Origin of the sequence: Pseudomonas sp. Z4-7 (assembly GCF_051131965.1) — a bacterium.
Taxonomy (GTDB): Bacteria; Pseudomonadota; Gammaproteobacteria; order Pseudomonadales; family Pseudomonadaceae; genus Aquipseudomonas.
Genome location: NZ_CP071642.1, coordinates 3,168,458 through 3,194,972 on the forward strand (window position 1 = coordinate 3,168,458; position 26,515 = coordinate 3,194,972).

At 58.6% G+C, this 26,515-nt stretch carries 18 protein-coding genes; 6 read left to right on the top strand and 12 right to left on the bottom strand.

Going from position 1 to position 26,515, the window contains the following annotated elements; genetic code table 11:
- Positions 1 to 12 precede the first annotated feature (12 nt).
- Positions 13 to 1,185, bottom strand: a complete 1,173-nt coding sequence (locus J3P91_RS14340) for a zinc-dependent alcohol dehydrogenase (protein ID WP_434600784.1) — start codon at positions 1,183 to 1,185, stop codon at positions 13 to 15.
- Positions 1,186 to 1,492: 307 nt separating this feature from the next.
- Between J3P91_RS14340 and J3P91_RS14345 the strand changes: the two genes are divergently transcribed.
- Both J3P91_RS14345 and J3P91_RS14350 read left to right on the top strand, forming a co-directional pair.
- Positions 1,493 to 3,499 carry a M10 family metallopeptidase C-terminal domain-containing protein gene (locus J3P91_RS14345; RefSeq protein ID WP_434600785.1) on the top strand — a complete coding sequence of 669 codons (2,007 nt, stop codon included), beginning with the start codon at positions 1,493 to 1,495 and terminating at the stop codon, positions 3,497 to 3,499.
- A 248-nt stretch (positions 3,500 to 3,747) separates the two neighbouring features.
- The gene (locus J3P91_RS14350; protein ID WP_434600786.1) at positions 3,748 to 5,601 is read left to right on the top strand and encodes an ABC transporter ATP-binding protein; all 1,854 of its coding nucleotides are present in this window, start codon (positions 3,748 to 3,750) and stop codon (positions 5,599 to 5,601) included.
- Positions 5,602 to 5,638: 37 nt separating this feature from the next.
- Here the strand turns inward: J3P91_RS14350 and J3P91_RS14355 are convergent, their stop codons facing one another.
- The 7 genes from J3P91_RS14355 to argH all read right to left on the bottom strand — a co-directional run bounded on the left by J3P91_RS14355 (position 5,639) and on the right by argH (position 12,806).
- Positions 5,639 to 6,811 (bottom strand): MFS transporter, encoded by a 1,173-nt coding sequence (locus J3P91_RS14355; protein WP_434605141.1) that lies wholly within the window; start codon positions 6,809 to 6,811, stop codon positions 5,639 to 5,641.
- A 16-nt stretch (positions 6,812 to 6,827) separates the two neighbouring features.
- Complete coding sequence (locus J3P91_RS14360; RefSeq protein WP_434600787.1) at positions 6,828 to 7,721, bottom strand: polysaccharide deacetylase family protein; 894 nt, start codon at positions 7,719 to 7,721, stop codon at positions 6,828 to 6,830.
- The gene (locus J3P91_RS14365; RefSeq protein WP_434600788.1) at positions 7,714 to 8,562 is read right to left on the bottom strand and encodes a polysaccharide deacetylase family protein; all 849 of its coding nucleotides are present in this window, start codon (positions 8,560 to 8,562) and stop codon (positions 7,714 to 7,716) included. The genes J3P91_RS14360 and J3P91_RS14365 overlap by 8 nt, the downstream gene beginning before the upstream one ends.
- 151 nt (positions 8,563 to 8,713) lie before the next feature.
- Positions 8,714 to 9,538, bottom strand: coding sequence for an ABC transporter substrate-binding protein (locus tag J3P91_RS14370; RefSeq protein WP_434600789.1), 825 nt, complete (start codon positions 9,536 to 9,538; stop codon positions 8,714 to 8,716).
- A 39-nt stretch (positions 9,539 to 9,577) separates the two neighbouring features.
- Positions 9,578 to 10,342, bottom strand: a complete 765-nt coding sequence (locus J3P91_RS14375) for an amino acid ABC transporter ATP-binding protein (RefSeq protein WP_434600790.1) — start codon at positions 10,340 to 10,342, stop codon at positions 9,578 to 9,580.
- 10 nt (positions 10,343 to 10,352) lie between these two features.
- Positions 10,353 to 11,231, bottom strand: coding sequence for an amino acid ABC transporter permease (locus J3P91_RS14380; RefSeq protein ID WP_434568408.1), 879 nt, complete (start codon positions 11,229 to 11,231; stop codon positions 10,353 to 10,355).
- Between the two features lie 147 nt (positions 11,232 to 11,378).
- On the bottom strand, positions 11,379 to 12,806 hold the full coding sequence (argH, locus tag J3P91_RS14385) for an argininosuccinate lyase (protein WP_434600791.1): 1,428 nt from the start codon (positions 12,804 to 12,806) through the stop codon (positions 11,379 to 11,381).
- A 293-nt stretch (positions 12,807 to 13,099) separates the two neighbouring features.
- On the opposite strand from argH, the gene J3P91_RS14390 reads away from it, so the two are divergent.
- Positions 13,100 to 14,065 carry a LysR family transcriptional regulator gene (locus tag J3P91_RS14390; RefSeq protein ID WP_434600792.1) on the top strand — a complete coding sequence of 322 codons (966 nt, stop codon included), beginning with the start codon at positions 13,100 to 13,102 and terminating at the stop codon, positions 14,063 to 14,065.
- A gap of 5 nt (positions 14,066 to 14,070) precedes the next feature.
- Here the strand turns inward: J3P91_RS14390 and J3P91_RS14395 are convergent, their stop codons facing one another.
- Complete coding sequence (locus tag J3P91_RS14395; RefSeq protein WP_434600793.1) at positions 14,071 to 15,321, bottom strand: MFS transporter; 1,251 nt, start codon at positions 15,319 to 15,321, stop codon at positions 14,071 to 14,073.
- A gap of 486 nt (positions 15,322 to 15,807) precedes the next feature.
- On the opposite strand from J3P91_RS14395, the gene J3P91_RS14400 reads away from it, so the two are divergent.
- Complete coding sequence (locus J3P91_RS14400; protein ID WP_434568404.1) at positions 15,808 to 16,611, top strand: hypothetical protein; 804 nt, start codon at positions 15,808 to 15,810, stop codon at positions 16,609 to 16,611.
- Positions 16,612 to 16,876: 265 nt separating this feature from the next.
- Here the strand turns inward: J3P91_RS14400 and J3P91_RS14405 are convergent, their stop codons facing one another.
- From J3P91_RS14405 to J3P91_RS14415, 3 genes are all read right to left on the bottom strand, one after another.
- Positions 16,877 to 17,113 (bottom strand): hypothetical protein, encoded by a 237-nt coding sequence (locus tag J3P91_RS14405; protein ID WP_434600794.1) that lies wholly within the window; start codon positions 17,111 to 17,113, stop codon positions 16,877 to 16,879.
- A gap of 388 nt (positions 17,114 to 17,501) precedes the next feature.
- Positions 17,502 to 22,958: a WGR domain-containing protein gene (locus J3P91_RS14410; protein ID WP_434600795.1), complete on the bottom strand. Its 5,457-nt coding sequence runs from the start codon at positions 22,956 to 22,958 to the stop codon at positions 17,502 to 17,504.
- Entirely contained in the window at positions 22,946 to 24,148 is a 1,203-nt protein-coding gene (locus J3P91_RS14415; RefSeq protein ID WP_434600796.1) for a M48 family metalloprotease, read from the bottom strand. The genes J3P91_RS14410 and J3P91_RS14415 overlap by 13 nt, the downstream gene beginning before the upstream one ends.
- Before the next feature lie 273 nt (positions 24,149 to 24,421).
- Between J3P91_RS14415 and J3P91_RS14420 the strand changes: the two genes are divergently transcribed.
- On the top strand, positions 24,422 to 25,540 hold the full coding sequence (locus J3P91_RS14420; RefSeq protein WP_434600797.1) for a serine/threonine protein kinase: 1,119 nt from the start codon (positions 24,422 to 24,424) through the stop codon (positions 25,538 to 25,540).
- A 602-nt stretch (positions 25,541 to 26,142) separates the two neighbouring features.
- The gene (locus tag J3P91_RS14425) at positions 26,143 to 26,472 is read left to right on the top strand and encodes a hypothetical protein (RefSeq protein ID WP_434600798.1); all 330 of its coding nucleotides are present in this window, start codon (positions 26,143 to 26,145) and stop codon (positions 26,470 to 26,472) included.
- Positions 26,473 to 26,515: the final 43 nt, after the last annotated feature.

The window sequence follows — 26,515 nt, forward strand, 5'->3', positions numbered from 1 at the left end:
GGTTCCCGAAGGTCAAGGCTTCAGCACCACCTTCACGCAGCCGTCTTTTTTGTCCCGGAAGGTCTTGTACATGTCCGGGCCGTCTTGAAGGCTCACGGTGTGAGTGATGACGAAGCTCGGGTCGATCTGCCCCTCCTGGATGCGCTGGAGCAGATCATCGGTCCAGCGGTTCACATGGGTCTGGCCCATCTTGAAGGTCAGGCCCTTGTTCATGGCGGCGCCGAACGGAATCTTGTCGATCAAGCCGCCATAGACGCCGGGGATCGACAACGTGCCGGCGGGGCGGCAGACGTACATCATTTCCCGCAGCACATGGGGGCGGTCCGACTCGAGCATCACCGCTTGCTTGACTCGATCATAGATGGAGTCGAATGAACGGGTTGCGTGGGACTCCATCCCTACCGCGTCGATGCATTTCTCCGGCCCCTTGCCTCCCGTCAGCTCGGCCAGGCGGTCCAGCACGCTTTCTTCATCAAAATTGATGGTGATGGCGCCGCCGGCCTTGGCCATGGCCAGGCGCTCGGGCACGTTGTCGATGCATACCACCTGCCTGGCTCCGAGGATCACCGCGCTGCGCACCGTGAACTGGCCTACCGGGCCGGCGCCCCAGATAGCCACGGTGTCGGTTGGCTGGATATCGCATTGCACGGCGGCCTGCCAACCGGTGGGAAAGATGTCGCCAAGAAACAGCACTTGCTCGTCGGTAAGGCCATCCGGGATGACCACCGGGGTGAAGTCCGCGTAAGGCACACGCACGTATTCGGCCTGGCCACCGGGGTAGCCGCCGGTCAGGTGGGTATAGCCAAACAGGCCCGCCGTGGTGTGACCGAAGGCCTTGTCGGCCAGGTCCTTGTTGCGGTTGCTGCGCTCGCACACTGAAAAATTACCCCGCCGGCATTGATCGCACTCACCGCAGCAAATGGTGAAGGGGACCACCACGCGATCGCCGATCTTCAACTTCTTGTTGGCCGAACCGACTTCCACCACTTCGCCCATGAACTCGTGGCCCATGATGTCGCCATGCTTCATACCGGGCATGAAACCGTCATACAAGTGCAGGTCCGAGCCGCAAATGGCGCACGAAGTGACTTTGATAATCGCGTCTCGCGGGTGTTCTATCGTCGGGTCGGGGAGATGGTCATCACAGCGAATATCCTTTTTTCCATGCCAGCGTAACGCTTTCATTTGAGCTACCTCCGGGGTGGGATCGGTACGCTAGCGACCAAGTCATCTCGTTGCGCACCTGTTGATGTTTTCGGTTGAAAGAAAACCCCACAAGTTCAAATCTTGTTTGCACGGATCAATAACAACGCGATAAACGGCGAGGCACGCTACGTGAACGCGGGACGCGAGAACCACACCCGAGCAAAGGCGTCAGATACGCAGCGACGGCTGTCCAGGTATCGCATCCAGGCTGGCGGATTTGAAGTAAACGGCTACGTTGTAGAAGGCAAAATTCTCGGGGAATCCCATCGACACTGTGAGGCTCAGCATGACCAGCTCAAACATCAGCGTTGGCGCGGCGCTACGTGCCGGTACCGGCAAAACCTTCGTCGACCTGGACGGTTATAACGACACCGCCAAGATAGCCGTGGGGCCGGACGGCAAGATCTGGCTTGCCGGGATGACCTGGGTGGAAACCGGCCAGTGGGAGTACGAAGGCTACAGGACTTCTTTGGTTCGTCTTAACGCCGACGGCACCCTCGACAGCACTTTCAGCGACGATGGTAAAACCCTGCTGCCTCGCGACATCTATCCCGGCGAAGGCTATAGCGCAGCCGTACAGGCCGACGGCAAGTACCTGATCGTCTATCCGCATTTTTCTGCACCGAGCATCGTCATGGTCCGCTTGAACACCGACGGTTCGGTGGATCAGAGCTTCGGCGTCAATGGAACGGCCACCGCTCCGGCAGCATGGGGTGATTCCGCCAGCGCGACGGTACAGCCTGACGGCAAGATCCTCGTGGCGAATCATGACTCTTATGACCAGATTTTTTCCGTCAATCGTTTCAACCCCGACGGTACGGTCGATTCCAGTTTCAACGACGGCAGTGCCGTGGAGTTCACTGTTCCGGGCCTCAGCACACTGGAGGGCTTTGGCCTGACGCTGCAGGCCGATGGAAAAATCCTCGTGCCCGGCTACAACGGCGCGTTTGTGGTCGCGCGGTTGAATCCTGACGGGTCCCTCGACACAAGTTTTGGCACCGACGGCACCGCCGACATTGAAGTAGCTGGCATGGCGAAATCGATTACCGGGCAGGCCGACGGCAAGATACTGGTAGCGGGTTACAACGAGGAGGAGGGAACTGGATTCGACTTCAAGATCATCAGGCTGAACCAGGACGGAACCTTCGATGCAGGCTTTGGCAACAATGGCATCGCTGTACTCGACCTGGCCGGCGGCAGGGATACGGCCCGGGACATCACCGTGCTTGCGGACGGTAAGATCCTGGTAGCCGGGCAGAGCAATTATTTTGGTAACGATGACTTCAGCATCATCAGGCTGAATCCTGATGGAACCTTGGACACCACCTTCGGCGCGCTGGCCGGTGTGTTGCCGCAAATTGATGGAAGCGCGGGCGCCGATGTTCTTTATGGCTCCTACGTCCCGGAATTGCTCACCGGACATGACGGCAACGACCTGCTCGACGGAGGAGGGCAGCGCGATGTTCTCCATGGTGGCGCCGGCGGCGATGTGTTCCGAATCAACTCCATCGGTGACAGCTATCGCACCGACTCTCAGGCCGTCAGTGATCGCATCGTTGATTTCGACCCCGGCCAGGACTTTATCGACCTGTCCTCTTTGGGCTTCAGCGGACTGGGCAACGGGCTCGACGGTACCCTGGCGGTCTCTGTCAATGACAGCGGAACCCGCACCTATCTGAAAAGCTTTGAAGCGGACGGACAAGGCCATCGTTTCGAACTGGCACTCAACGGCGATCTCTCTCAGGTTCTCAACGAAACCAACGTGGTGTTGTCCCGCAGCCTGATCCAGGGAACAGAGTCGGCCGATCAGCTGAAGGGCTCGGCGGCGGGCGACGTGCTCATCGCCGGCGGCGGCGACGATGTCGTCTCGGGCGGCTTTGGGCACGATGTCCTTGATGGAGGATCGGGGCGAGACGTGCTGACAGGGGGTGAGGGGGCCGATGTGTTCCGCTATGGATCCCTGGAGGACAGCTTCCGTACCGCGAATGAAAATTTCCAGGACCGGATTGTCGACTTCGACCCGGATACCGACAAGATAGACGTCTCTGCGTTAGGCTTCACCGAGCTAGGGAACGGCTACAACGCGACGCTGACGGCCGTGCTGAGTGAGGATGGCCAGCGAACCTTTCTGAAAAGCTACAGCGCCGACGAACAGGGCCGTCGGTTCGAAATCACGTTGCAAGGCGATGTGGTGGCGCAGCTTGGAGACGATGATTTTATCTTCGCTTCGGGTGATGAGCCTTTTACCGAGCTGCAGCTTCTTGGGGTCGCTGCGCCTGAGCAGCTTGGGTGATCCTCCCCTCGACAGTCTGAACCAACTCCGTTGAACTTTCCTGAAAACAAACCGGCCCCTGCCACGGGGCCGGAACCGCTCTCGCCGATATCCAGATGAACCAACGCAAGGAACAGCGCTCAATGGATTGCATCATCCGAAAGGCAACGAGTGCCGACGCCACGGCAGATAATCCTGCCCTCATCAAAAAAACCTCAAAGCAATCTTAAATGCCAGAATCTCCTGGTTAGATCGTTCTGGAGATCGCCATGCTTCACGCATTCGAACAACGGCTCGACCCTTTTCCGCCTGACGAAGTCCCACCGCCACCAGACGGCCTGGCGCGGTTTTTGTGGGCCTGCACGCGGGGCGCCCGCGGTTATATCCTTGCCTTCGCGCTGCTCAGTGCCGGTGTGTCGATCTACGAAGCCTGGCTTTTTTCGTTTCTCGGACAGGTCGTCGACCTGCTCTCGACCTGGCAGGCCGGCGGCGATGCGGCGGGGCAGGAGAGTCGGGTGCTGTGGGGCATCGGCATCATGTTGGTGACCAGCATCGGCCTGGTCGCGTTGCGCACGATGGTGCAGCACCAGGTATTGGCGATCAACCTGCCGTTGCGGCTGCGCTGGGATTTTCATCGGCTGATGCTGCGGCAGAGTCTTTCGTTCTTCTCGGATGAATTCTCCGGCCGGGTCACCACCAAGGTGATGCAAACGGCGCTGTCGGTGCGCGAGGTGCTGTTCACCCTCATCGAGATCGTCCCCGGGATCGGCGTGTATTTCATCGCGATCATCGCCCTGGCCGGCGGCTTTGACCTGAAGCTAATGCTGCCTTTCATTGCCTGGGTGGCGTTGTTTGGCCTGGCCATGCGCTACTTCGTGCCGCGCCTGGAGAAAGTGGGGCAGGAGCAAGCCAACGCGCGGTCATCAATGACCGGGCGGGTCTCGGACGCCTACACCAACATCACCACCGTGAAGCTGTTCTCCCACTCCAAACGCGAAGCACACTTCGCCCGCGCGGCCATGGAAGATTTCAAGCAAACCGGCTTTCGCCAGATGCGCCTGGTCAGCCAGTTCGAAATCGTCAATCAGGCACTGGTGGTTGCCTTGATCCTCGGGGCCGGCGGTTACGCCCTGTGGTTATGGCACCAAGGCGAAGTAGGCACCGGCGCCGTGGCGGCGATCACCGCCATGGCGTTGCGTATCAACGGGATGTCGCACTGGATCATGTGGCAAATGACCTCGCTGTTCGAAAACATCGGCACGCTGCAGGACGGCATGGAAACCTTGACGCGCGGGCCCAAGGTTCAGGATGCGCCGGACGCCGGCGTGCTGGTTACTACCGGTGGTGCGGTGACCTTCGACAATGTCAGCTTCAATTACAACGGCGAACGCCAGGTGCTCGATGGCCTGAGCCTGAACATCCGGCCGGGAGAAAAAATCGGCCTGGTAGGTCGCTCCGGTGCCGGCAAATCCACGCTGATCAACCTGCTGCTGCGCTTCTATGACGTGGACAGCGGTGAGATTCGAATCGACGGGCAGAACATCGCGCATGTCACGCAAGACAGCCTGCGCAGCGCCATCGGCATGGTTACCCAGGACACGTCCCTGTTGCACCGGTCGATCCGCGACAACATTGCCTACGGTCGCCCCGACGCCACCGATGAGGAAATACGCAGTGCCGCAGCCAGCGCCCAGGCCGATGGCTTCATCAATCAGCTGAGCGACAAGCAAGGCCATAGCGGTTACGACACCCTAGTGGGTGAGCGCGGCATCAAGCTTTCGGGCGGCCAGCGTCAACGCATCGCCATTGCCCGGGTCATGCTCAAGAACGCCCCGATCCTATTACTGGACGAGGCCACCAGCGCACTCGATTCGGAAGTCGAAGTGGCCATCCAGGAAAGCCTCGATGAAATGATGCAGGGCAAGACCGTGATCGCCATCGCCCATCGGCTGTCCACGATCGCGGCGATGGACAGGCTCATCGTCATGGATGAAGGGCGGATCATCGAGCAAGGCACCCACGCCGAATTGCTCGGGAAGAACGGCACCTATGCTCGGCTGTGGCATCACCAGAGCGGCGGGTTTCTGGGGGAGGATCAGGGAGTGGTCGAGGCCGTGGAGTAGGCGAGGGCGATGGCTGTTCACTGGAGCAGCCGACACATCACTTCTGCACGCCAGCCACCCGACGACCGCTCATGAAACACAAGAATCCACCCATGGCGGTCAGTGCGCTCAAGGCATAGAACATCGTCGGCGCCGGAGTTTGCAGCAGCAGGTACCCGCAGATCACCGGGCTCAGAGCACCACCAAGGGCTGCCAGGTTTTGCGCGCCGTAATAGCTACCGCGCAGCTCTTCCGGCGCCAGGGTATCGACGAAAAGGAATTCGGCCGGGTAGATGATCATTTCCCCAAGGGTGAATATAAACATCGCCACGCACCAACTGAGCATGTCGTCCGCCAGGCTGAAGCCGATCAGGCCGACAATGAACAGGCTGGTGCCTGCGGCAATCCAGTAGCGCAGCTTTTCGCGATCCAGGAACCGGCCGATCTGGTACTGCAGCAGGATCACGGTGATCGCGTTGCAGGCGAGCAGGGCGGCCATGATTTCCAGCGCGCGTCTGGAATCATGGGTCACCAGCAGGTATTGCGACAGGTAAAGAGTGAAGCGCCCGTGCACCACCGTGCTCAAGAGGCAGCCGCACGTGAACATGATCAGGGTGCGGTCGTTTTTCAGGGTGATCAGGGTCTTGAGAAAGCTTGGCGCTGGGCCAATGGCCGGTGTCGCTGCCCTGGGGATGCCGGTCATCAGGAAGATGCTGAAAAACGCGATGCCGCCAGCAATGAGGAATGGGGCGATCGGGTAGACACCGGCAATCACCACGCCGAGCATCGGGCCGGTGGCGTAGCCGATATTGGTCAGGGTGTAGCGCAGGGAAAAAGCCTTGGCGCGCTGGCCGATAGGCAGGTTCTCGCTGAGGATCGCCTTGGAACCGATCAGGAACAGCGCTGACGCGGTCTCGGTGATCACCACGGTCAGCGTGGTCAGGTAGAGGTTTTCGGCAAAGGTCAGCAGTACGAAACCGACGGCGCTGGAAAGCATCGCCAGGATCAGCAATCGGCGCTTCTCCAGGCGGTCGATGACATAGCCGCCATAGAGGGCCAGCAACGTGGCGATGAACACCGCGATGCCGAGCAGCAAACCGACGTCCTGTTGGTTGAGGCCCAGCTTGTTGCTCAAGAATAGCGTGAGCAACGGGCTGGTAATGGCGCGACTGACCACGATGGTCAGGGAAACCATCATCAGGCGCCGAATAACGAGTGAGTAAGTGGCCACGGTGGTGCAAATATCCTTATTCAGATCGAACGTGATCCCGATAATGCCGTTCATGAACCGCCGCGGGATGATCCTCGGCGACTGGCCCCGCGGTGTCTGACCACCATTGCGCGACCTCGGCGCCGGTGGCGATCCATACGTCATTGTGCCGTTGGATGCCCTCGATCAGTTCCCGCAACAGGCTTATCCGTCCCGGCGTGGCGATGATTTCCGGGTGCAGGCGCAGCACGTAGCAGAGGCCGAACCGATGAAAGCCGGCGAAGTCCATCTGCAGGTTACCCAAGGTGTGGCTATAGGATGCGATCCGCGATTGTGCGGGTGGCACTGCCGGGCTCAAGTTGAAGGCGAAGTAAGGCTCGTCCTCCAGCTCATAGTGCAGCGGTACTTCAATGACACTGGGTGCGGTCGGGTGAGCGAATGGCAGGTCATCGCCGCGCCACGACGACGACCAGCGAATGCCCTGATCCCTCAAGGCTTCGATGAAACCCGGAGCACCGTTGCCCGCCGGGATTCGAAAGCCGGTCGGGCGCTGGCCGGTCAGCCGGGCCAGGGTCTCGCAGCCTTTGGCGATGTCGCCGCTTTGGGCGGCCAGGTCCAGTCTGTCGTAGTCCTGATGGCGATAGCCAGCGCAGGCGATTTCATGGCCGCCGGCCTGGATCGCCTGGATGTGTGCGGGGTTTTCCTCGGCAACGATACCGGGGACAAACCAGCTGGCCGACACCCCGAGCTGCTTGAACAGGCCGAGCAATCGCTCGACGCCACGTTGGGTGCCGTAGCGCCATACCGACAGGGTCTTGTCGCGCCCGGCGACCTCCGGGGCCTGGGTGAGGATGCCGTGGATGTCGTTGTAGTCGACAGTCAGTACCACCGCGCAGCGATAGCCTTTCGGCCAGAGAGGGGAGTCAGCCATGGTGATGCTCCTTCAGCCACCACTGGGCAACGTCGCGGCAGGTGGCGAACCACACGTCGTCGCGCGTGCGCATGTGCTCGAAGAGTTTTTCCAGTAGCAGGATGCGTCCCGGCTTACCGGTAATCTTGGGGTGGAAGAGGGTGGTCAAGCATAATCCTTCGTCCATTGCGCCGTCATATTCGCGGCACCAGTTGTCCAGGGTCAGCGCGTAGCTGGCCGTGCGGTCCAGCCCGGAAGGGAAGTTCGGCGCGCGGGTGTAGGCGAGGGAGGCGTAGTCGTCCATTTCCCAGCGGCCGGGAATTTCCACCAGTGGCGTGTCGAACCCCGGCACGTTCACCAGGTATGGCCGGTCATCGCCGCGCATGCTGCTGGAATAGCGCACGCCGGCTTCCACCAGCATCGCAGGGGTTTCGGCGCGCCAGTCGCCGGACGGCGTACGAAAGCCTTCGGCGCGGATGTTCAGATGCTTCCAGAACACCTCGCGACAGATATTCATCACGTTCTTTTGCTGATCCAGCGTCAGGGCATAAAAGGACTCGTGCCTGTAGCCGTGATAAGCCACCTCATGCCCACGCTCGACGATCGCCTGGCACTGTCTTGGCCAGTTCTCCACGACCCAGGCCGGGACGAAGAATGTCGTCGGAATCCGGAACTCGTCGAGCAGGTCGAGCAGCCGCGGCAGCGCCCGATAAGGGCCATAGCCGCCGAAACCGAAGTACTCGGGCTTGCGCCAGATCGAGCCGTTGAGCATGGCATCACCGGTCGGACCATCGAGGTCGAAGGCCAGGGCCAGACAAGCCTTGTGCGGGCCGGGCCAGGTGGGTTGGGGCGAGGAGGACATCTGTAGTGCTCCGATAATTTCAAATACACACCCGATCCCCTGTGGGAGCGAGCTTGCTCGCGATGAGGCCGGCACATTCAGCATGTTCGGTGAATGAAACACCGCTATCGCGAGCAAGCTCGCTCCCACATTGGATTGTGGATCAGCTCCGTTACTTCCCGGCGTTGATAGTCACAGTCTTGATCGCGCCCAGTTCCAGGTCCCACTTCTTGAGGATCGCCTGGTAACTGCCGTCATCGATCATGCTTTGCAACGCAACCTTCACCGCTTCACTGAGCTCAGGTTTTTTCTTGCTCACGCCCATACCGGTGAACTGCTCGGAGATCGGCAGGCCCACGGTCTTGTACATGTCCTTTTCCTGGGTCTTGAGGTAGGGCAGGGTTTCGCTGCCCTGCATGGCCGCATCGATGCGGCTCTGGCGCAGTTGCGCCCGGGCATCGGCCGAACCCTCGGTGCCGACCACGTTGATTGCAGGCTTGCCGGCGGCTTCACAGTTGGCTTTGCTCCACTCGGCGATCTCCGCCGGGAAAGTGGTGCGGCGGCTGGTGCCGACCCTCTTGCGACACAGGTCGATGATCGCGTTGGTGTCCTTGTTTTTCTGCAGGGTGTAGAACTGCGGTCCGCTGGTAAAATAGTCGACGAAGGTCACGCTGGCCTGACGTTCGGCGGTGTCGGTCATGCCCGACAGCACCATGTCCACACGGTCGGTGGTCAAGGCATTGATCATTTGCTCGAAGCCGGTCTCCTGCCATTTGATCTTCACGCCCAGGCGTTCGGCCAGGGCATTGCCCAGGTCGTAGTCAAAGCCGGTGAGGGTGTTGGTGGCCGGGTCCTTGAAATCCATCGGCGGGTAGTTCGGCATGATCGCTACGACGATTTCGCCCTTGGCCTTGATGCTGGCCGGCAATTCGGCGGCGAAGGAAAAACCGGATGCCATAACGCCTGCGAGTACTGCTGGAATAACGAAGTTCTTCATGGTCGTTCTCTTATGAGTGTTGTGAGCGCCAACGGGCGCCTAGGTTCGAACGGCAGAAATGAAGCTCTGGGTGCGAGGGTTTTGCGGACTTATTAGTATTTCTTCGGGGCTTCCAGCCTCCACGATCTGCCCGCCGTCCATGAACACCATGCGGTTGGAAACCTCGCGGGCGAAGCCCAGTTCATGGGTGACGACGATCATGGTCATGCCGGTCTGCGCGAGATCGCGCATCACCGACAGCACCTCACCGACCAGTTCCGGGTCGAGTGCCGAAGTGGGTTCATCGAACAGCATCAGCTTGGGGCGCATGGCCAACGCACGCGCAATGGCGACACGTTGCTGCTGACCACCGGAAAGCTCGATCGGGTAGCTGTGGTGCTTGTCGGCCAGGCCGACGCGGGCCAGCAACTCCAGGGCCTCGTCGTGCGCCTCTTTAGGTGAACGCTTGAGCACCTGGCACGGGCCTTCGATGATGTTTTGCAACACGGTCATGTGCGGGAACAGGTTGAACCGTTGGAACACCATGCCGGTGGCCAGGCGCTGGCGGGCGATCTGCGTTTCGTTGAGTTCGTGCAGCTTGTTGCCGACGATTCGGTAACCCACCAGCTCGCCATCGACCCACAGGCCGCCCTTGTCGATTTTTTCCAGCTGGTTGACGCAGCGCAGCAAGGTGCTCTTGCCCGAGCCGGACGGGCCGATAATGCACAGCACTTCGCCTTGCTCGACCTCGATGTTGATGTCCTTCAGGGCGTGGAACTGGTCGTAGTATTTGTTCAGGCTCACGGCCTTGACGATGCTTCTCATGTGCGGTTCCTCAAGAACGCTTGCCGGCGCCGCGAGCGAAACGACGCTCCAGCCGGCTTTGGCCAAAGGACAGAACGGTGACCGTGGCCAGGTACCAGATCCCGGCGACGATCAGCAGCTCCATCACGCGGGCGTTGGCGTAGTAGATGTTCTGGGCGTTATAGAGCAGTTCCGAGTACTGGATCACGCTCGCCAGCGAGGTCATCTTCACCATGCCGATGAACTCGTTGCCCACCGGTGGGATGATGATCCGCATGGCCTGGGGCAGGATGATCCGGCGCAGCGCTTGCAGGCGTGGCATGCCGATCGACTTGGCGGCTTCATACTGCCCGGTGTCCACCGAGAGCAGGCCGGCGCGGACCACTTCGGCGGTGTAGGCGCCCTGGTTGATGCTCAGGCCAAACAACGCCGCCACGAACGGAGTCATCAGGCTCACGGTGTCCATTTCGAACACGCCGGGAATGCCGATGGTGGGGAAGATCAGCGCCAGGTTGAACCACAACAGCAGCTGCAGAATCAGCGGCGTACCGCGAAACAGCCAGGTGTAGGTCAGCGCCACGTAGCGCAGGATCGGGTTGGCCGACATGCGCATGATCGCGGTGATCACGCCGAACACGATACCCAGCGCCATCGCCAGCACCGCCATGACGATGGTGTTGAGCAGCCCCCACATGATCGCCTCGGAGGTGAGGAACTGGCCGATGTACGACCATTCGATCTTGCCTTCGGCGAAGGCGCGCACCAGGCCGATGAGTGCGATAACGATCACCGTGGCGAAGAAGATCCGCCCGTAATAACGCCGGGGCACATGGTCGTACTGGGTAATGTCGAACTGGTTTTCCGCCAGCTTGCGCTCCGCCTGGAGTCGTTCTGCCTGTGTCTGGCTCATGTTGGTTCTCCGTACGCATTTTCCAGATCCACCACATTCCCCTGTGGGAGCGAGCCTGCTCGCGAATGCGGTGGGTCAGTCAACATTGATTTGATCGGGATACCGCGTTCGCGAGCAGGCTCGCTCCCACAGGTTTTGCGTCATGAGCTAAAGGCGGAACCCTTGATACTCCTCGGTCCACCTTTGCTGGGCGGCGAGGGCGCTTTTCAGCCGGCCGAGCTGTTCACGCACCTGTTCTGGCGCGGTGCCGCCCCAGCCATTGCGGGCGGCGATGGCAGCTTCCAGGGTCAGGCTTTCGCGTACTTCGGGGGTAAGGCGCGGGTCGATTTCGGCCAGCAGTGCCGGGGAGGCTTCCCACAGTTCGATAGCGTGTTTCTCGCAAGCCTGGACCAACGCACCGGTAATCTCGTGAGCCTCCTTGAACGGCACGCCGCGCACCGCCAGCCAGTCGGCGACTTCGGTGGCGAGGGTAAAGCCCAGCGGTGCCTGGCGACGGAGCTCTTCGACGTCGACCTTCATCGTCGCCACCATTCCGGCCATGGCCGGCAGCACCAGCAGCAAGGTGTCGACGCTGTCGAGCACGCCGTGCTTGTCTTCGCTCAGGTCGCGGTTGTAGGACAGTGGCAAGGACTTGAGCGTGGACAGCAGCCCGGTCAGGTTGCCGATCAGGCGACCCGCCTTGCCCCGTGCCAGTTCGGCGATGTCAGGATTCTTTTTCTGCGGCATGATCGAGCTGCCGGTGGCGTAGGCATCGTCCAGCGCGATCCAGCGAAATTGCCGCGACGACCACAGGCAGAATTCTTCGGCTAGGCGGGAAATGTTGATGCCGAGCATGCTGGCGATGAACAGGAACTCGGCGACGTGATCGCGGCTGGCCACGGCGTCGATGGAGTTCTCGCAAACACCGCTGTAGCCCATCTCCTTTGCCGATTGCTGAGGTAAACGAGCGATCGCCGAACCGGCCATGGCCGCCGCACCGAGCGGTGACAGCGAGGTACGCGCGTCCCAGTCCACCAGGCGCTGCACGTCGCGCAGCATCGATTGGGCGTGGGCCAGCAGGTGATGGGCAAACACGATCGGCTGTGCCTGCTGCAGGTGAGTAAATCCGGGGCAGATGCTCTCGATGTGCTGCTCGGCCTGGTTCACCAGCGCTTGCTGTAAGCCCAGCACTTCAACGGCCAGGGTACGTACGTGGTCACGCAGGAACAGCCGCAGGTCGTTGGCCGTCTGGTCGTTGCGCGATCGCCCGGCCCGCAGCTTGCCACCGAGTGCACCGAGGCGCTCGGTCAGCAGCCGCTCGATGAGCGTGTGGACGTCTTCATCGTCCAGGGTCGGGGCGATGATGCCGGCGCGGTAGTCCGTGCCGATGCGCTCCAACGCGTCGAGCATGGTCAGGGTTTCTTGCTCGTTCAGCAGTCCGGCACGCTGTAATTCCCGAGCATGGGCCTTGGAACCGGCGAGGTCATACGGGGTGAGCCGAAAGTAGCGTTCAGGGCAACGGGAGAGGGCCGCCAAGGCTTCGGAAGGGCCGCTTTTAAAACGCGCCCCCCAGAGACGGTCGGTGGGTTGGGACATTGTTGTTTTCCTCGTCGGTAACGCGAACTGAAACGGATACTCCAGGCCGCAACATCGCCACAAAACAAGCGAACGAAGTCAGGCCAGAGCAGTTTTCAAGAGGGCAGTTGCATCGGTGCGAGTGCTGATCGAAGTGTCAGCTTTTAATGTTTTGCGATCAGCGCCTTGGCACTGATGTTCTGAATTTATTGGCGGTTGCCAAGCCTGGTTTTCTGTGTTCATTATTATTAGGCCAGCGTGTTTTTGTTGTGGGCACAGGTTGTTGAATTGGGCGTCAGAGGTAAATAAGCATTATGGAAACCCCACTTTCCAATTCCGGAAACCCGCCGCCGAAAATGCCGCAACGGGCACCGCTAGCCCTCAGCGGGCTGGACTTCAAACTGCTCAAAGTGTTCAAGGCGGTGGTCGAGGCAGGGGGCTTCAGTGCGGCGCAAAATGAGCTGAATGTGGGATTGGCTGCCATCAGCAAGCAGATTTCCGACCTGGAAATCCGCATCGGCATGCGCCTCTGCACACGCGGGCGCGAGGGCTTTCACCTGACGGAAGAGGGGCGCCTGGTGTATCAGGCGTCAATCGATTTATTTGCCTCGGTCGACAACTTTCGCGATCGCCTTAGTTCAGCGCAAAACGAACTTGTCGGTGACCTGGGCGTGGGCGTTATTGATAATACGATCTCTGACGAAAACTCCCCGTTAGTTGCCGCGCTCAGGCGCATGAACGAACAATCGCCGAAGGTCAGGTTTCAACTTCAGGCCAGCCAACTCGACGAGGTTGAAAGAGGCGTCGTCGAGGGGCGGCTGGTGGCGGGAATCGTGCCGATCTATCAAAAACGCGAGGAGTTCGACTACTTCGAGCTGTACGAAGAACGCTCGGAAGTCTATTGCGCCCTCGGCCACCCGTTATTCAGCATGGCGGAGGCGGACATGGGCGAGGATGTGCTCAAGGCCCACGAGTGCATCAACCATCGTTACGCGATTCATCGCGACAAACTGAAATTTGCTCACTACGACAGTTTTTCTGCCTCGGCCACCCAGGTGGAGGCCGTTGCGCTGCTGATCAAAACGGGGCGTTTTTTGGGATTCCTGCCCCAGCATTACGCCGCGCCGATGGTGGCGCGGGGCGAGTTTCGCGCGGTACGGCCGGATCTGATCAACATCGTCACCCCGTTCAGTCTGATCCTGCGTCACAACACGGTGCGCAGTCCGCTGGTCAAGGCGTTTGCACAGGCGCTGGGCGTGGATTTGAAGGCTCCGGTCTGACTGCTCTAGGCGCCTGGGCTGATCTCGACTCTATCAACTTTGATGCCTTCAGAACGCTGCATGGTTTCCGGAACCCCAACCCATAACAGCAAAAACGCCGCTCCGGCGACCCCGGCAAGTGTCAGGAATGCCGCATCGTATCCCGCCGCTTCAACCACAAATCCCGCCAGACCGTTGCTCAACGCCGCACCGAGGCCAAACACCGTTGTGAGTGCGCCGAGGCTGATATTGAAATGGCCGGAACCGAGGGTGAGGTCCTTGACCATAACCGGGAACAACGCGCCGAAAAGACCGGCGCCGACACCGTCGAGCAGCTGTACCGCCACCAGCCAGTACGGATCATCCGCCAAGGTATAGAGCAGACCACGCAACGGTAGGATCAGAAAACCCGCCAACAGCAGCGGCTTGCGCCCCCACTGATCGGCTTTGGCGCCAACCAACAGCGCCATCGGCACCATGACCAGCTGCGCCGCGACGATGCAGGCGGAAGTGAGCGGGGTGGCCATATGCAGATTGGCTTGCGCAAGTTTCTGGCTCACCAGCGGCAGCATGGCGGCATTCGCGAGGTGGAACAGCGCGCAGCAAACCGCAAACATCAACAACGGCCGGTGGCTGAGCAACACGGTAAACCCGGAGGGCTGAGGGTGATCGGTGCCACGAGGTTCGAGACCGCGAGCCAGATCATGGTCGATGGCTTCAGCCGAGACGAACGCCACGGCACACACGCTTGCCAGCGCCATGACCGCCATCAGGTAAAACACCGCCACCGGACCGAACAGGTAAGCAGACAAACCGGCCAGCAACGCCGCGCAAGCGTTGCCGGCATGGTTGAAGGTCTCGTTGCGCCCGGTTCGCCGAGTGAAAGCGCGAGGACCGGTGATGCCCAGGGTAATCGCCGAAATGGCCGGGGCAAAAATCGATGCTGCTACCGCACTCAAGGCCTGCGTAAGCGCCACCAGGCTGAATGACGAGACGAAGGGCAACACCAGGCAACTGGCGGTCACGACCAGCGCGGCCATCACAATCAGCGCGCGCTTGGCACGGCTGCTGTCGACCAGCGCTCCAGCGGGCGTCTGCGTGATCAGGGCCGCGACGCCAGCAATCGTCATCACCACGCCGATGCTCGCCGGGTCCCATTGATGCACCGCCAGCAGGTAGATCGCCAGATACGGCCCGAGACCGTCGCGCACGTCGGCGAGAAAGAAGTTGAGGCTGTCGAGCGATAGGTTGTTGCGGCGATCCAGGTGGGCTGTCACGGGGGAGTCTTGTCGATGTGAGGTTCGGCGAAATTGACTCAACCTCGGCGAGGTTAGAGACCGGTGCGGTGGGGATTAGTTGCAGGGGGGGGCGGAACCGGATCCTGAACGTATGCTGCAAACAAGTGGGCGATGTCAAATATTCATAAGCCGCTCTTAATCCCGCCGTACTTGGCTCAGTACGCTCAGAACGAATGCGTTTATTCATCGATTTATGTTCCTCAACAGGGTTTCCCGCTCGTCTGGCCGAATCCGACCTTTGGCGACTAGAGCACGGAGTGGCATCGGGGGATTGATGCGGGACGACGGTGACATCCGACATACTGAGATAGATTTTTTGAAAAAAAATTTATATAGAAATGAGAAAGCGACCTGGAGGAGGATATGCTGTACTAAGTCCTGCAATGCATTTGATAACGTCGCTTGACTATCGCTTTTTTATAGCGCACCCGCGCAGTAAAAAACTTATAAAATGAGGTTTTTGTCATGGTCTCTCAAGTGAGAATTTTTTTGATAAAAATATTAATAGCCGCCAGTTTATTTTTTGTGAACAATGTTCATGCGGCCGACGTTAAAAAAGAAAGCAATTGTTACGAGGAACTGGCAGGACTTGACGAATGGCCGCTCAAATCCGGACTAAGCATTAGAAAGGATGCCCTTGGAAATTTGCATGCTGCTTTCGGTCGAGATAAAGGTAAGTGTTACTTGCAATATTTAGAAGGAGCGATCGTGTGGGATGGAGAGAAAGCATATCCAAATGGCCTCAAGGTGAGTATAAGGCCAGAAGAACCTAGTTATTTTACAGTGCAACTTGCGTTTGGAGATGATAAGGGGTGCAGCGACTTGACGACTTGCTTGAAGAAGTCAGCCCGAAGCGAGCCGCAAGCGTATAGAAACAGTGTAATTGTAAATCTTAACAATTATCCAGGATTTAGTTTTCATTTAAATCAGCCCCCTCCTAGCGCATCGAATCGCGACGCTTTGCATATCCTTGAGTATGAGGAAAAGACAACGAATGGCACGGCGCAAAGAATATTTGAATGCCACGGTTTAAGGTCAAAAAGCGTCAGTCGACCCAGTGAGACAAAAATTGATCAGATGAGCGAAATGAATTTTTCCGAACTAAGCAACATTGATTTTTCAAATAATAGAAGTTATTGCGTGCTAGAATTTCCCTCTTTCCGTTTCCGTGCTGGGGGAGGGCGGCTGACATTGAATATTTATAAGTTAAACGAAGCTGCACAAGCAATGCCACACATAGAAAACTATCTTTCTAACGCAATAAAATAGGGGTGCATGAGTTACGTATTTTCTGAGTTTGAGAAGAATAGAATTTTAGAGGCTGTGTCAGTGAGTTCAGGGCTGCTTTTTCAAGCAGAGGGATCTGTACCCTATTCAGCTGTTCAGGAAATTCTGACAGGCGCGCGGGATGTAACGGGTGACACACCAGGACAGGTACAGCTTCAGCAACCGCAGGTAATGTCCCGGGTACGCGGATCGATCTGCGAAAAGGTGCCGTTGCAGCTGTGCCTATTCGGCCGATCAAATTCTCGGCTTAACGGCCACTTTGGAGCAGATGGCGTAACCGTCCAGCGTGGCAGCCCAAGATGGCGTCATCAATATTGAGGTCACGGCTTTTGGCATAGGTATAGAAAGCCTGGATCCCGCGCAGATGTGCCGCAGCAGTGTTGTAAGCGCGGTACCTGAGCTTGAGTTGAACGTAGATGAACGGAACGAGTATGGGCAGCGGCACGCATTGACCGGAAGAGAAACGGCACTGAATCAGCTTCATCGGGCACCCACCTCCATGACACATAATTTAACAAGTGGGCGATGTCAGATGTTCATGTATCGGTCAAAGCGCCGTTCTAGCTGGTTAGCTTTCTATGGATGGGAGTGGGTGTTCATCTATATATGTTCATGAACCTTGTTCGTCAAGTACAACGGCAGCAGCGTCTGCTTGGAGATGAGCAACCTCAAATAGGAGGGAAAGACATCGCCGTGGTTCACGAAGAGTCCCGAAATCGCTATGTCCAGCGCCTTGCTCAAATTGTGGAGCCGAATGTTCATAAATTGATGCTCATGAGAGATAGCTCTCTAGGGAGCCGCCCCCTTTTGCGGACCGCTGCAGCGCGCTCAGATTGAACGAGCTTGTCTGATTCATGCTGGACCGACTCAGCTCACCCCGAGGTGATTGAACCCGCCTGCTCTTGATACCCTTTGCGCAGTTTCTCCGCGATCAGCTTTTCCGCTTCACGAAAAGCACGTTCAGGGCTGTCGAGGGATTTGATCAGGGTCTGACCCTTGGTGCCGATACGGCCAAAATGCACCGTCACCTCGGCCTCTGCGACACCAATACGCCAGAACTTATTGGAGTTGCCTTCACCAAAGGTGAACTCGCGCATCAAGAGTGACGCCTCAGTGGTTGCAGGCCGTTCGGCCTCGGTCTCGACGCTGTCCGCTACCGGTTCCGCTTCTGGCAGCGCAGGAGCTTCCTCACCCCGCAGGAGCCTTTCGATGCGATTGAGTACGTCCTCCGGATCGCGCAGCCAGTCATGGCTAAGCACGTCGATGATCTTCCAGCCAAAACTGCGCAGCACCGTCGGGCGGAAGATGTAACGCTCACGCACGTCGGCCGCCGCCGCCGTATCGCCATCCAGCAGCACGCCGAGGCTGAAGTGTTCGCCACTGGCGTCACTGATCGCCAGTTCACAACGGAACTGCGAACGCCCGACATATTCCTGGACCGAATGCCCGCGTTTGCGCAACGCGGTGGCGAGGGCACTGCGCAGGTGGTCCTTGGGCAGGCTGACGGCAAAGGATTGCTTGGCGCCTGGATTGAGGTTGGCGAGGATGCCTTGGGAGCGCGGCGTATCCCCAGTGGCACTGGCCTGGGCAAACTGCAGGAACGCACGCAGTGCAGCGGCACCATCGTTGTGGGTGTTGGTGATGGCCTCGGACTCAATGCTGGAGACGATCGCCATGCGCTTGCGGGCGCGACTGAAGATCACATTCAGGCGTTTTTCCCCACCACGCTGGTTGATCGGGCCGAAGTTCATCAGCATTTTGCCGTTCGGCCCTGGCGCGTAGCAGATGCTCAGAATGATCACATCACGCTCGTCCCCTTGGACGTTTTCCAGGTTCTTGACGAAAAGGCCATTGAATTGCCCGGCATCTTCGCGCACATACTCGCGCTCAAGCCGTGTGGCAAAGGCCGAGTCGCTGCTGGCCAAGTCTTCCAACGCCTGCTCGATGGCGCCTTGCTGGGCCTCGGAAAACGCCACGATGCCCAGGCTCAAGCCGGTCTCGCGTTGCAGCAGTTCACGCACCAGGTTGGCGATATAGCGTGCTTCGGCCAGGTTGCTGCGGCTGAGATAGACACCGTCGCTCATCTTCAAGAAGCTGATCGGGGTTTCCAACAGCGTGTCGGCACCTTGGATCACGGCCTCGGTATCCGTGGAGTCCAGTGCGGCGTGGGCCGGGGCAGGGCGCTCGATACGACGGTCGGGAATGGTGATCAACCGCCCTTCATAGAACGCCGCGTTGGAGAAACTGATCAAGGCTTCGTGGCGGCTGCGGTAGTGCCAGGCCAGCAGGGTCGCCGGCAGGTTACGCGCAGCTTGGCTGAGCAGGCTGTCGGCATCAAGGTTGATAGCGATCTGTTCGCCGTCCTCCATGGCAATCAGTTCGTTATCGTCCTGGTCGCCGGCACTGGAGAAGAAGTTGGTCGGTGGCAACTGCATCTCGTCACCCACCACAATCACCTGCTGCGCACGGCTCAGGGCCGGCACGGCTTCTTCGCTGGGGATCTGGCTGGCTTCATCGAAAATCACCACGTCAAACAGGTCCGGCGTCAATGGCAGGGTGTCGGACACTGACAGTGGGCTCATCAACCAGATGGGCTTGAGGTCGTTGATCACCCGGCCACTGTCACCACTGGCCATTTCACGAATGGAGCGATAGCGCATGGTCTTGCCCAGCTCATGCTCCAGTTCACGGCGCCCCTTGGCGTAGACCTTCTTGAACTCACGCGCCTGGGCGTCCAGTTGCGTCACCGACATCGCCGATTGCTTCACATGCTCCAGAAACCGCTGGTGCAGCGTGGCGCTGAGCACGTGAGCGTTGCTTTTGAGCAGGTTGCTTTCTGCCTGGCTGACCTGGCGCGCGGCCAAACTCAAGACCGGGCCATCGAAGCGGGCCAGCTGTGGGTTGGCGCGGTACAGGCGGGTCAGGTTTTCCTGGGCAATCAAGCCGTCCAGTGCACGTTGCGCCAAGGCGTACTGTTGCACGACCGCCAGGCAGACAGGATTGGCCTGGTGCAGCTCATTGAGCAGGGGCAGGGTATCGGGCAGTTCGTCGAGTTCTTCACGCAGATCGCGCAGGTATTCCGCCAACTCGCCCAGGCTTGGCGCGGGGTCGAACACACAATGTTGCGCGACCAGCTCGGCCAGGCGCGCCAACGGCTGACGCAGGCTGGCTTCCTGGCGCACGCCGGGGAGGGCGTCCGGGTTACCCCGCAGGCTCTCGACCCACTGGCGCAACAGCGGTGATGCGCTGAGCTGCTGGAGCAGGGCTTGCAGATTGTACACGAACAGGTCGATGTCCGGGATGCCATAACGGCTTTGCAAGCGTTGCTGCTCGGCGTGCAACTCGGCCGTGGCGCGGTGCTCACCCGCCAGATTGTCGAGCACACTGCGCAAACTCGGGCGAATCGCGTGCTGGCTGAAGTCGTAGCGTCGTTGCAATTCACCGCGCAGTCGCCACCAGGCGGGTTGCAACCAACGCAGCGGCGAGCTTTCCAAACGCTGTACCAGCTCGAGGGCCGCCTGGGTGTCTTGCGGCGCAAGTTTTTCACGCCAGTAGTGGGTGGATTCGCGGGCGTTGTGTTGCTGCACGGCCAGTGCCTGCAACGCTGCTTGTTCGGCATGCAGCGCTTGAGAGCCTGATGAGCCTGGCTCCAGCAGATCGAGGTGCGCGGCCAGGTTGGCGCTGGTCAGTTGTTCGGCGGCCTGGGTCAGTACGCACGCATCTGCCAAGCGAGTATTCCCGGACAGCAGGCTCGACGATGACTCCAGAAACAGTTCGACACTGTCCATCAACCCACTGGTTTCATCCAGGAATGCCTTGAGTTGACCATAGGCATGTTCATGGGTAATCAGGCTTGAGGCCAAGCGGCTGAAAGGATGCCGTGCAAAGCTGTCGAGGCCGAAACGTTCTTTGATCGCCTGATACACGCGGCCAGTCAGCTCGCTTTGGGCCTGCCAATGACGCCACTCGGGCAGACGCTCCAAGGCTTCGGGTGGTAGCTTGGCAACCACCGGCGGCAGCTCGATCAGATGACGCACCAGCTCGCGTACGGAGCATGCCAAGGACTCCGGTACGCCCGTCATGGCGTGTTCAAAACGCTCGATCAAGCCCAGCTGTTGGCTCAGGCCGGCCAGTAAGGTGTCGCGCCGCGCTTGCAACTGCGGCGACTGGGCATCGCCGGCGATCCAACGTTCGTAGCACTCGCGCAGGTTACCCACGAAGGCTTTCTTATCGGTCTGGGAGTCATGGATCAGGCAGCACAAGTCGCCTAGTTCACTTTGTTGCAGGCGATGGAATACCACGTCCAGCGCCGCACGTTTCTCACAGACAAACAGCACTCGCAGGCCGCGACCGGCATAGTCCGCGATCAGGTTGGTGATGGTCTGGGATTTGCCCGTGCCAGGCGGCCCTTGAATAATGAAGTTGCGCCCGGTGCGGGCCAGGCTGACGGCAGCATTTTGTGTCGCGTCGCCGGCCACCACGTTCCACTGTTCGGGTAGTGGGATAGGGTCGGGGGCCTGGACCTCAACGTCCCGCGGCTCGATGGAGAACATCCGGTCAAACGCTTCGTTCTGCGCCGGTTCGTCGATCAACTGGGCATAGTCACGCACCAGCGACATCTTGCGATAGTTGAAGTTGGCCAGGGTCACCTGGGTCAGGTCGATGTCCCAGGCGTAGCGATGCCCCTGGTTCTCGGGCAGAGCGAAGGTGCTGTTTTCGGCGCTGCTCGCAACCATCTGAGGATGTTGATTGCGCAGCACAGGTTTGGCGCCTACGGCCAGGCGCAGCGGCAATTCGCTGGGCAGGACCTTCTGTTGGAACCATTGCAGGCCCAGCGGACGGAAATCTTCGCGGTCGTAGCTGAAATCCGGTTTCACCAAAGGCATCGCCGAGCGCTGGCGGGCACGACGGCGCTGGAAGTGGTGCAGATGCTGCACGGCCTTTTGGTGGATCAATTCGATTTGCGGTTTGCTTTGCAGGCGTAACTCGACGCCGGGCTCGGTCAGTTTGATCTGGCGCGCAATATCGGCGTGGATGTCTTCCAGCGAAGTCTTTTGCAGGTCGACGGTTTCCGGCAACTGGATATCGTAGAGCTGACGCAGTTGATGGCGCAGGACCGGGTTGAATTCGGCCTCGGTTTCGTCGCACTGCAACACGAACTGGTCACGCACGCCTTTTTTGCGACTCAACTCCACTGGAAGCCACAGCAGCGGGGTGACGATGCGTTCTTCCGGCGTGTCCTTGAGGTTGTGCCAGCGCATGAAGGCCACCACCAGGCGCAGGTTGCTGAAGCCAAACTCGGCACGGTCGCGCCGGGTTTCCTGGATGATGCGCTCCAGCGACGCCTGCAACCAAGTCTGGTCTTCAAAGCGCAGCCACTGTTGCAGGCCAACGGGCTTGCCGCTCAGCACTTGTTCGGAGAACCCGCCGAAGGTCGGCTGCCAGGTGCACAGCGCTTCAGGCCGGATGCTTTCAATGCGCATCACCAACGGCACGCTGGCCACGGTCAGATTGACATTGGCCTGGGTCGTCCGGAAATACAGCAAGCGATTGCGCCGCGATAGGTCAAACAAGCGGTTGCGCAGATGTTCCAGCACCACCGTACGCCGCGACGCCGGGCCTTCGGCCTGGGCCAGCACACGCTCGACATCCAGGCTGGCCGGCTGTTCGCGCCAGGACTCCAGGCGCCGCGCCAGCGAGCCCACATCCGTGGCACGTTCGTGGCGGTTGAGCTCCGTCATCTCGACGATCAGGTTGGCCAGCACCGGGTTGAGCCGGCCATTGAGCTGGAACAGATTGCGTCGGTGCCGGGCAAACGTCTTGAGGTCATTGATATCGGCAAAATCCAACCCGCACGCCAGGCACGCCAGCAACTGGCCGAGCTGGAATATGTCGGTGATCTCATCGTGGTGCCCGAGGCGATGCTCCCAACTGTGCAGGTCCGGAAGGAACACCGGGTGGTCGATGGCCTGATGCAGGTCCTCCTGGACCTGCAGGTCGGTAATGGCCACGCCGCTTTCCGAATCCAGGGTCAGGCGGACTTTGCCGACGACGTTCAGCGCCGATTCCGGATTGGGCTGCACCTGCTTGATCGCTTCCAGCGCCAGCCGTGGCGGCACGCCTTCAGGGTTACGCAGTTGCAGCGTGCGTTCCGGCCCTAGCAGCACATCGAGATAACCGAGCTGGGCGACACGTCCCAGCTCGTGCAGCTGTGCCACCTGACGCAGCAGTGGCAGCGCCAGGAACAACACATCGTCGATGGGCACGGCCGCGCCATCGTGGCTCTGCAGTAATTGAGTGAACGTGACGGGTTGGATTACTGGGTCCATGTGTCGACCTCCGCTTTGAGCGCGCGAACGAGCGGGTCGAGCTCACGTTTGGGTAGTTTGATATCGCGCTTGAGCACGCTGATAAAGTCATCGGCGCTGCCGAGTTTCTTCGCGGTGCGCGCGGCGTGCAGCAGAGCCTCATCCCGCAAGTCGCGGTCCACCAGACTCAGGTCGAGCATGATGAAGTGCAGGTATTCATGGATGCTGGTGTCGATGCGCTCGGCATTCAACGTCGTCAGGTCGAGCGGCGTTTCGTTGGCTTTCCAGTCCGGGAAAAATCCACGTACCTGATTGAGCACAACCTCGGATTGCAACACCGGTGAGCCGATGAAATGGGCTATAAAGCCGCGGGTGAGGGTGGTCAATTCGACCTGGTCGGTCACATCCAGGCGATTGAGCGACAAGGGCCCGCGCAACCGGCGATCCAGCCAGTTATCCGTCTGCGGAAGTTGCTGCCACCAGCTGTCCACCGCCTGGGAGCGCAAAAACGTCTCCGGATGGGAAACGCCCTGAGACAGCTGCGCGTCCTTGCCATCCAGCTCGCGGGCCTGCTTCAAGTAACTGGCCGCATCGACGCTGACAATGCCGGTGTGAATCTTGACCAGCGAGGTAATCGACGCCTCCGACCCATTGGCCACCAGTGCCGCGCCGCGGTCGGCATAGATTTCAGTGTGCAGGCTATAGAGACGTGCAGTCTGTTCCAGGCTGGGCGGCGTATTCATGTCGGCCATGGCGTGATTGAGAATCCGCTCGGCGGTGAGAAAGTCGCCACCGTGCTCCGACCATAACCGGTAATGAGCCAGTTCATGCCCGAGCAATGCGAGCAATTCCTGGGCGTCCAGACGCTCAAGAATCGGCCCGTAAAACACCACATGCACTTCGCCGGCCAGGTAATACAGGCACGCGTTCATCGCGCCGTCGCCGGCCTGGTAAAGGGTGGCGGGTGCCTTGATCTGCAAACACTGCAATGCGGTTTCACAGGCCTGATAGGCCTGCGGATGGGTCTCGGGGCTCAAGCGATAGGTGTCACGCAGCAATTGCGCACGTACATCCTGGGCGTGTTCCTGTTGAACGCCCAAGGACGAGGCCCATTCCCACACGACTGGTTCATGGGCTTTCAGGTAGTCGACCACATGCTGGTGGTAAGGCAATGGCGTCAGGCTGCTGATATCCAGCGCAGGGGTACTCATCGTGTTCAAACGTCCTTGAGAGGATACGGCTCCATACACTGCGTGGGCAGCAGAGACTGGGCTGGCATCCCGGTATCAGTGATCGGCAATAAACGCGGAGCATACCTAGGGGGTGGGGAAAATACTTGTGAAAGTACATGTTTCCGCTCAGTGAAAAACCGATCAGCCTCGCAAAGCCACGGGGCACGGGGCACGGGGCAGGGCGACAGGGATACCCAAGAGCGATAGCACTAGGCTATTATTCAGTTTTCGCATTATCAGGAAGGGAATCGCATGAACGCGGCAGCACAGTTTCGCAAGGAAGATATATTGGCGCAGTTCCCTGGTATTGAGGCCAGATACACGCTTGAAGGCGACAAGGCAATCGGCGAAGTTAGCGGCTTTGGTGCTGTTTGGCGTGCGCACGATAACTGGATCGGTTCGGCGGTCGCCATTAAATTCAGTGAACATAATCTGTCGGATGAAGTTCGACTCTGCCGTGAAATTGATGGGGAGACCGCTCGGGTATTTGATTTCTATAAGGGTGTAAATGGCTGGGAGGCTTACACCATGGAACACCTTGAGGCGCCTTGGTCAACGCTCTCAAGTTTAATTAGTAAGCGTCGATATAAAAAATCAGACATACAGTTTTATTTTGAGTGTTTCGAAGTGCTCCGCGCGATTTTACATGGCCTGAGCTCCATGCATGGCAAACCCTACCAACGGGGCACTCGTGTAATTCATGCGGATATCAAACCAGCTAATCTGTTTCTTTTTAATAAGAAAAAACAGCGACCTCACTCTGTTTTTACGATGCCGGCCTATGTCGACATGATAAAACTTATAGATTTGGGGGTGAGTACTTATAAAGGCGGCGTGCCGCGTGGGTATACGCCGGCCTATCGCCCCCCTCAAATGCAGTCCGTTGGACCAGGCTTTGATCTTTATGCAGTGGCAATCACATTTGCGGAACTGCTGACGAAACAGTTGCCGGCACATGAAGACTTGCTGAATCCCGCGGCCATTCGCAAAGTAATCGCCATTCGGTCGTCCGGCTCGTTCTGCATTGATGAACTGGCGGTAGAGATGATAAAGCGCTGCAAGAATGCAGCGACTCAATCCACTCATACGGCCAACAAGTTGATCGAATATTTAGACTCAAAACTGTTTGATCGCGAACACCTTAGCCTAATGTGCTTGCGAAAACTCGTGAAGTCTGGAATAGCATCGGGCACCAAGGCCGAGCTGGGCGCTGCAATCTATCCCGAGATAGCCAAGTATTGGGGATGGAAAAACACCTCTCCAAAACGGAGGACGCTGTCTGAGGAGTTTGTTACTACGATGGTTGATGAAGGGCTCATCAAAAAAAGTCCCGCGGCCAAGCGGTTTGTTGTAGCAACAGGAGCGACATAGACTCACCGACGAACCTGCAGTTTGCAAACATAGCCGCCTTTAGGGCGGCCTTTTACATTGCCGCATTCCAGCATTCACCAGCGGGAGGGTGAGTCATGGAGGTCAAGCCTAGCGGAGCTGCTAAGAAGTCCGGATACTTAAATATTTGATTTAACTTAGAGGCGATGTCAAATGTTCATGTGTCGATCCAAAACGCCGTTATAGCTTGTTTAGCCTTCGATGAGTGGAAGTAGATGTTCATCGATACGTGCTCATGAGTCTTTCGACCACCACGACGGCAACATGCGCCTGCCCGGAGAGGGGGTGACCTCAAAAGGAGGGAAAGACATCGCTGCTGTTCATTGCCCAGCGAGGTGATCGACGCTGCGGCCCTCTGACCACGCCGGACGAGCGCAATATCTTTCTGCATGGACGTACGTTTGTGACTGAGGAGATCTTTGGCTGCAAACATTTTGCTGGAAAAGTGGCTATCCCGATTTTCAGTGCTTAACTTGCTATTGAAAGCGCCGAAATCTTGACGATTAGTTGTCAGGCTATCGATGTCGTACGTTAAGTGGCTAAAAACTATTAGTATTTCATCCAGAAGTAATGGAGTGCATACCATGAAACTGACGACTATCGTCGCCTTCGCCATATTGTTGGGCGCTGGAACTCTCGCATTGGCAAACACGCAACAAACGGAAGACAAGGTCAGGAAAGTCATAGAAGCCTCCCTGAAGGGCGAGTGCTCCGACATCTTGAATACGATGATCAAGTCGGCGTGTGAGTCCCAGCTCGCCAGTTCAACCCCCGGTCTATCAGCAACTTGGACCGCTCAAGGATTTGGCGTTCAAGGGATACGAAAATACGCCCAACGGACAGGCCATGGTTTTTCAGGCGTCAAAAACGAATTTCTCGAATCAATGACTTACGTGGCTTATGTACATCTATGACATGACCTGTCGTTTAACATAATATACATTATGCGTAACAACA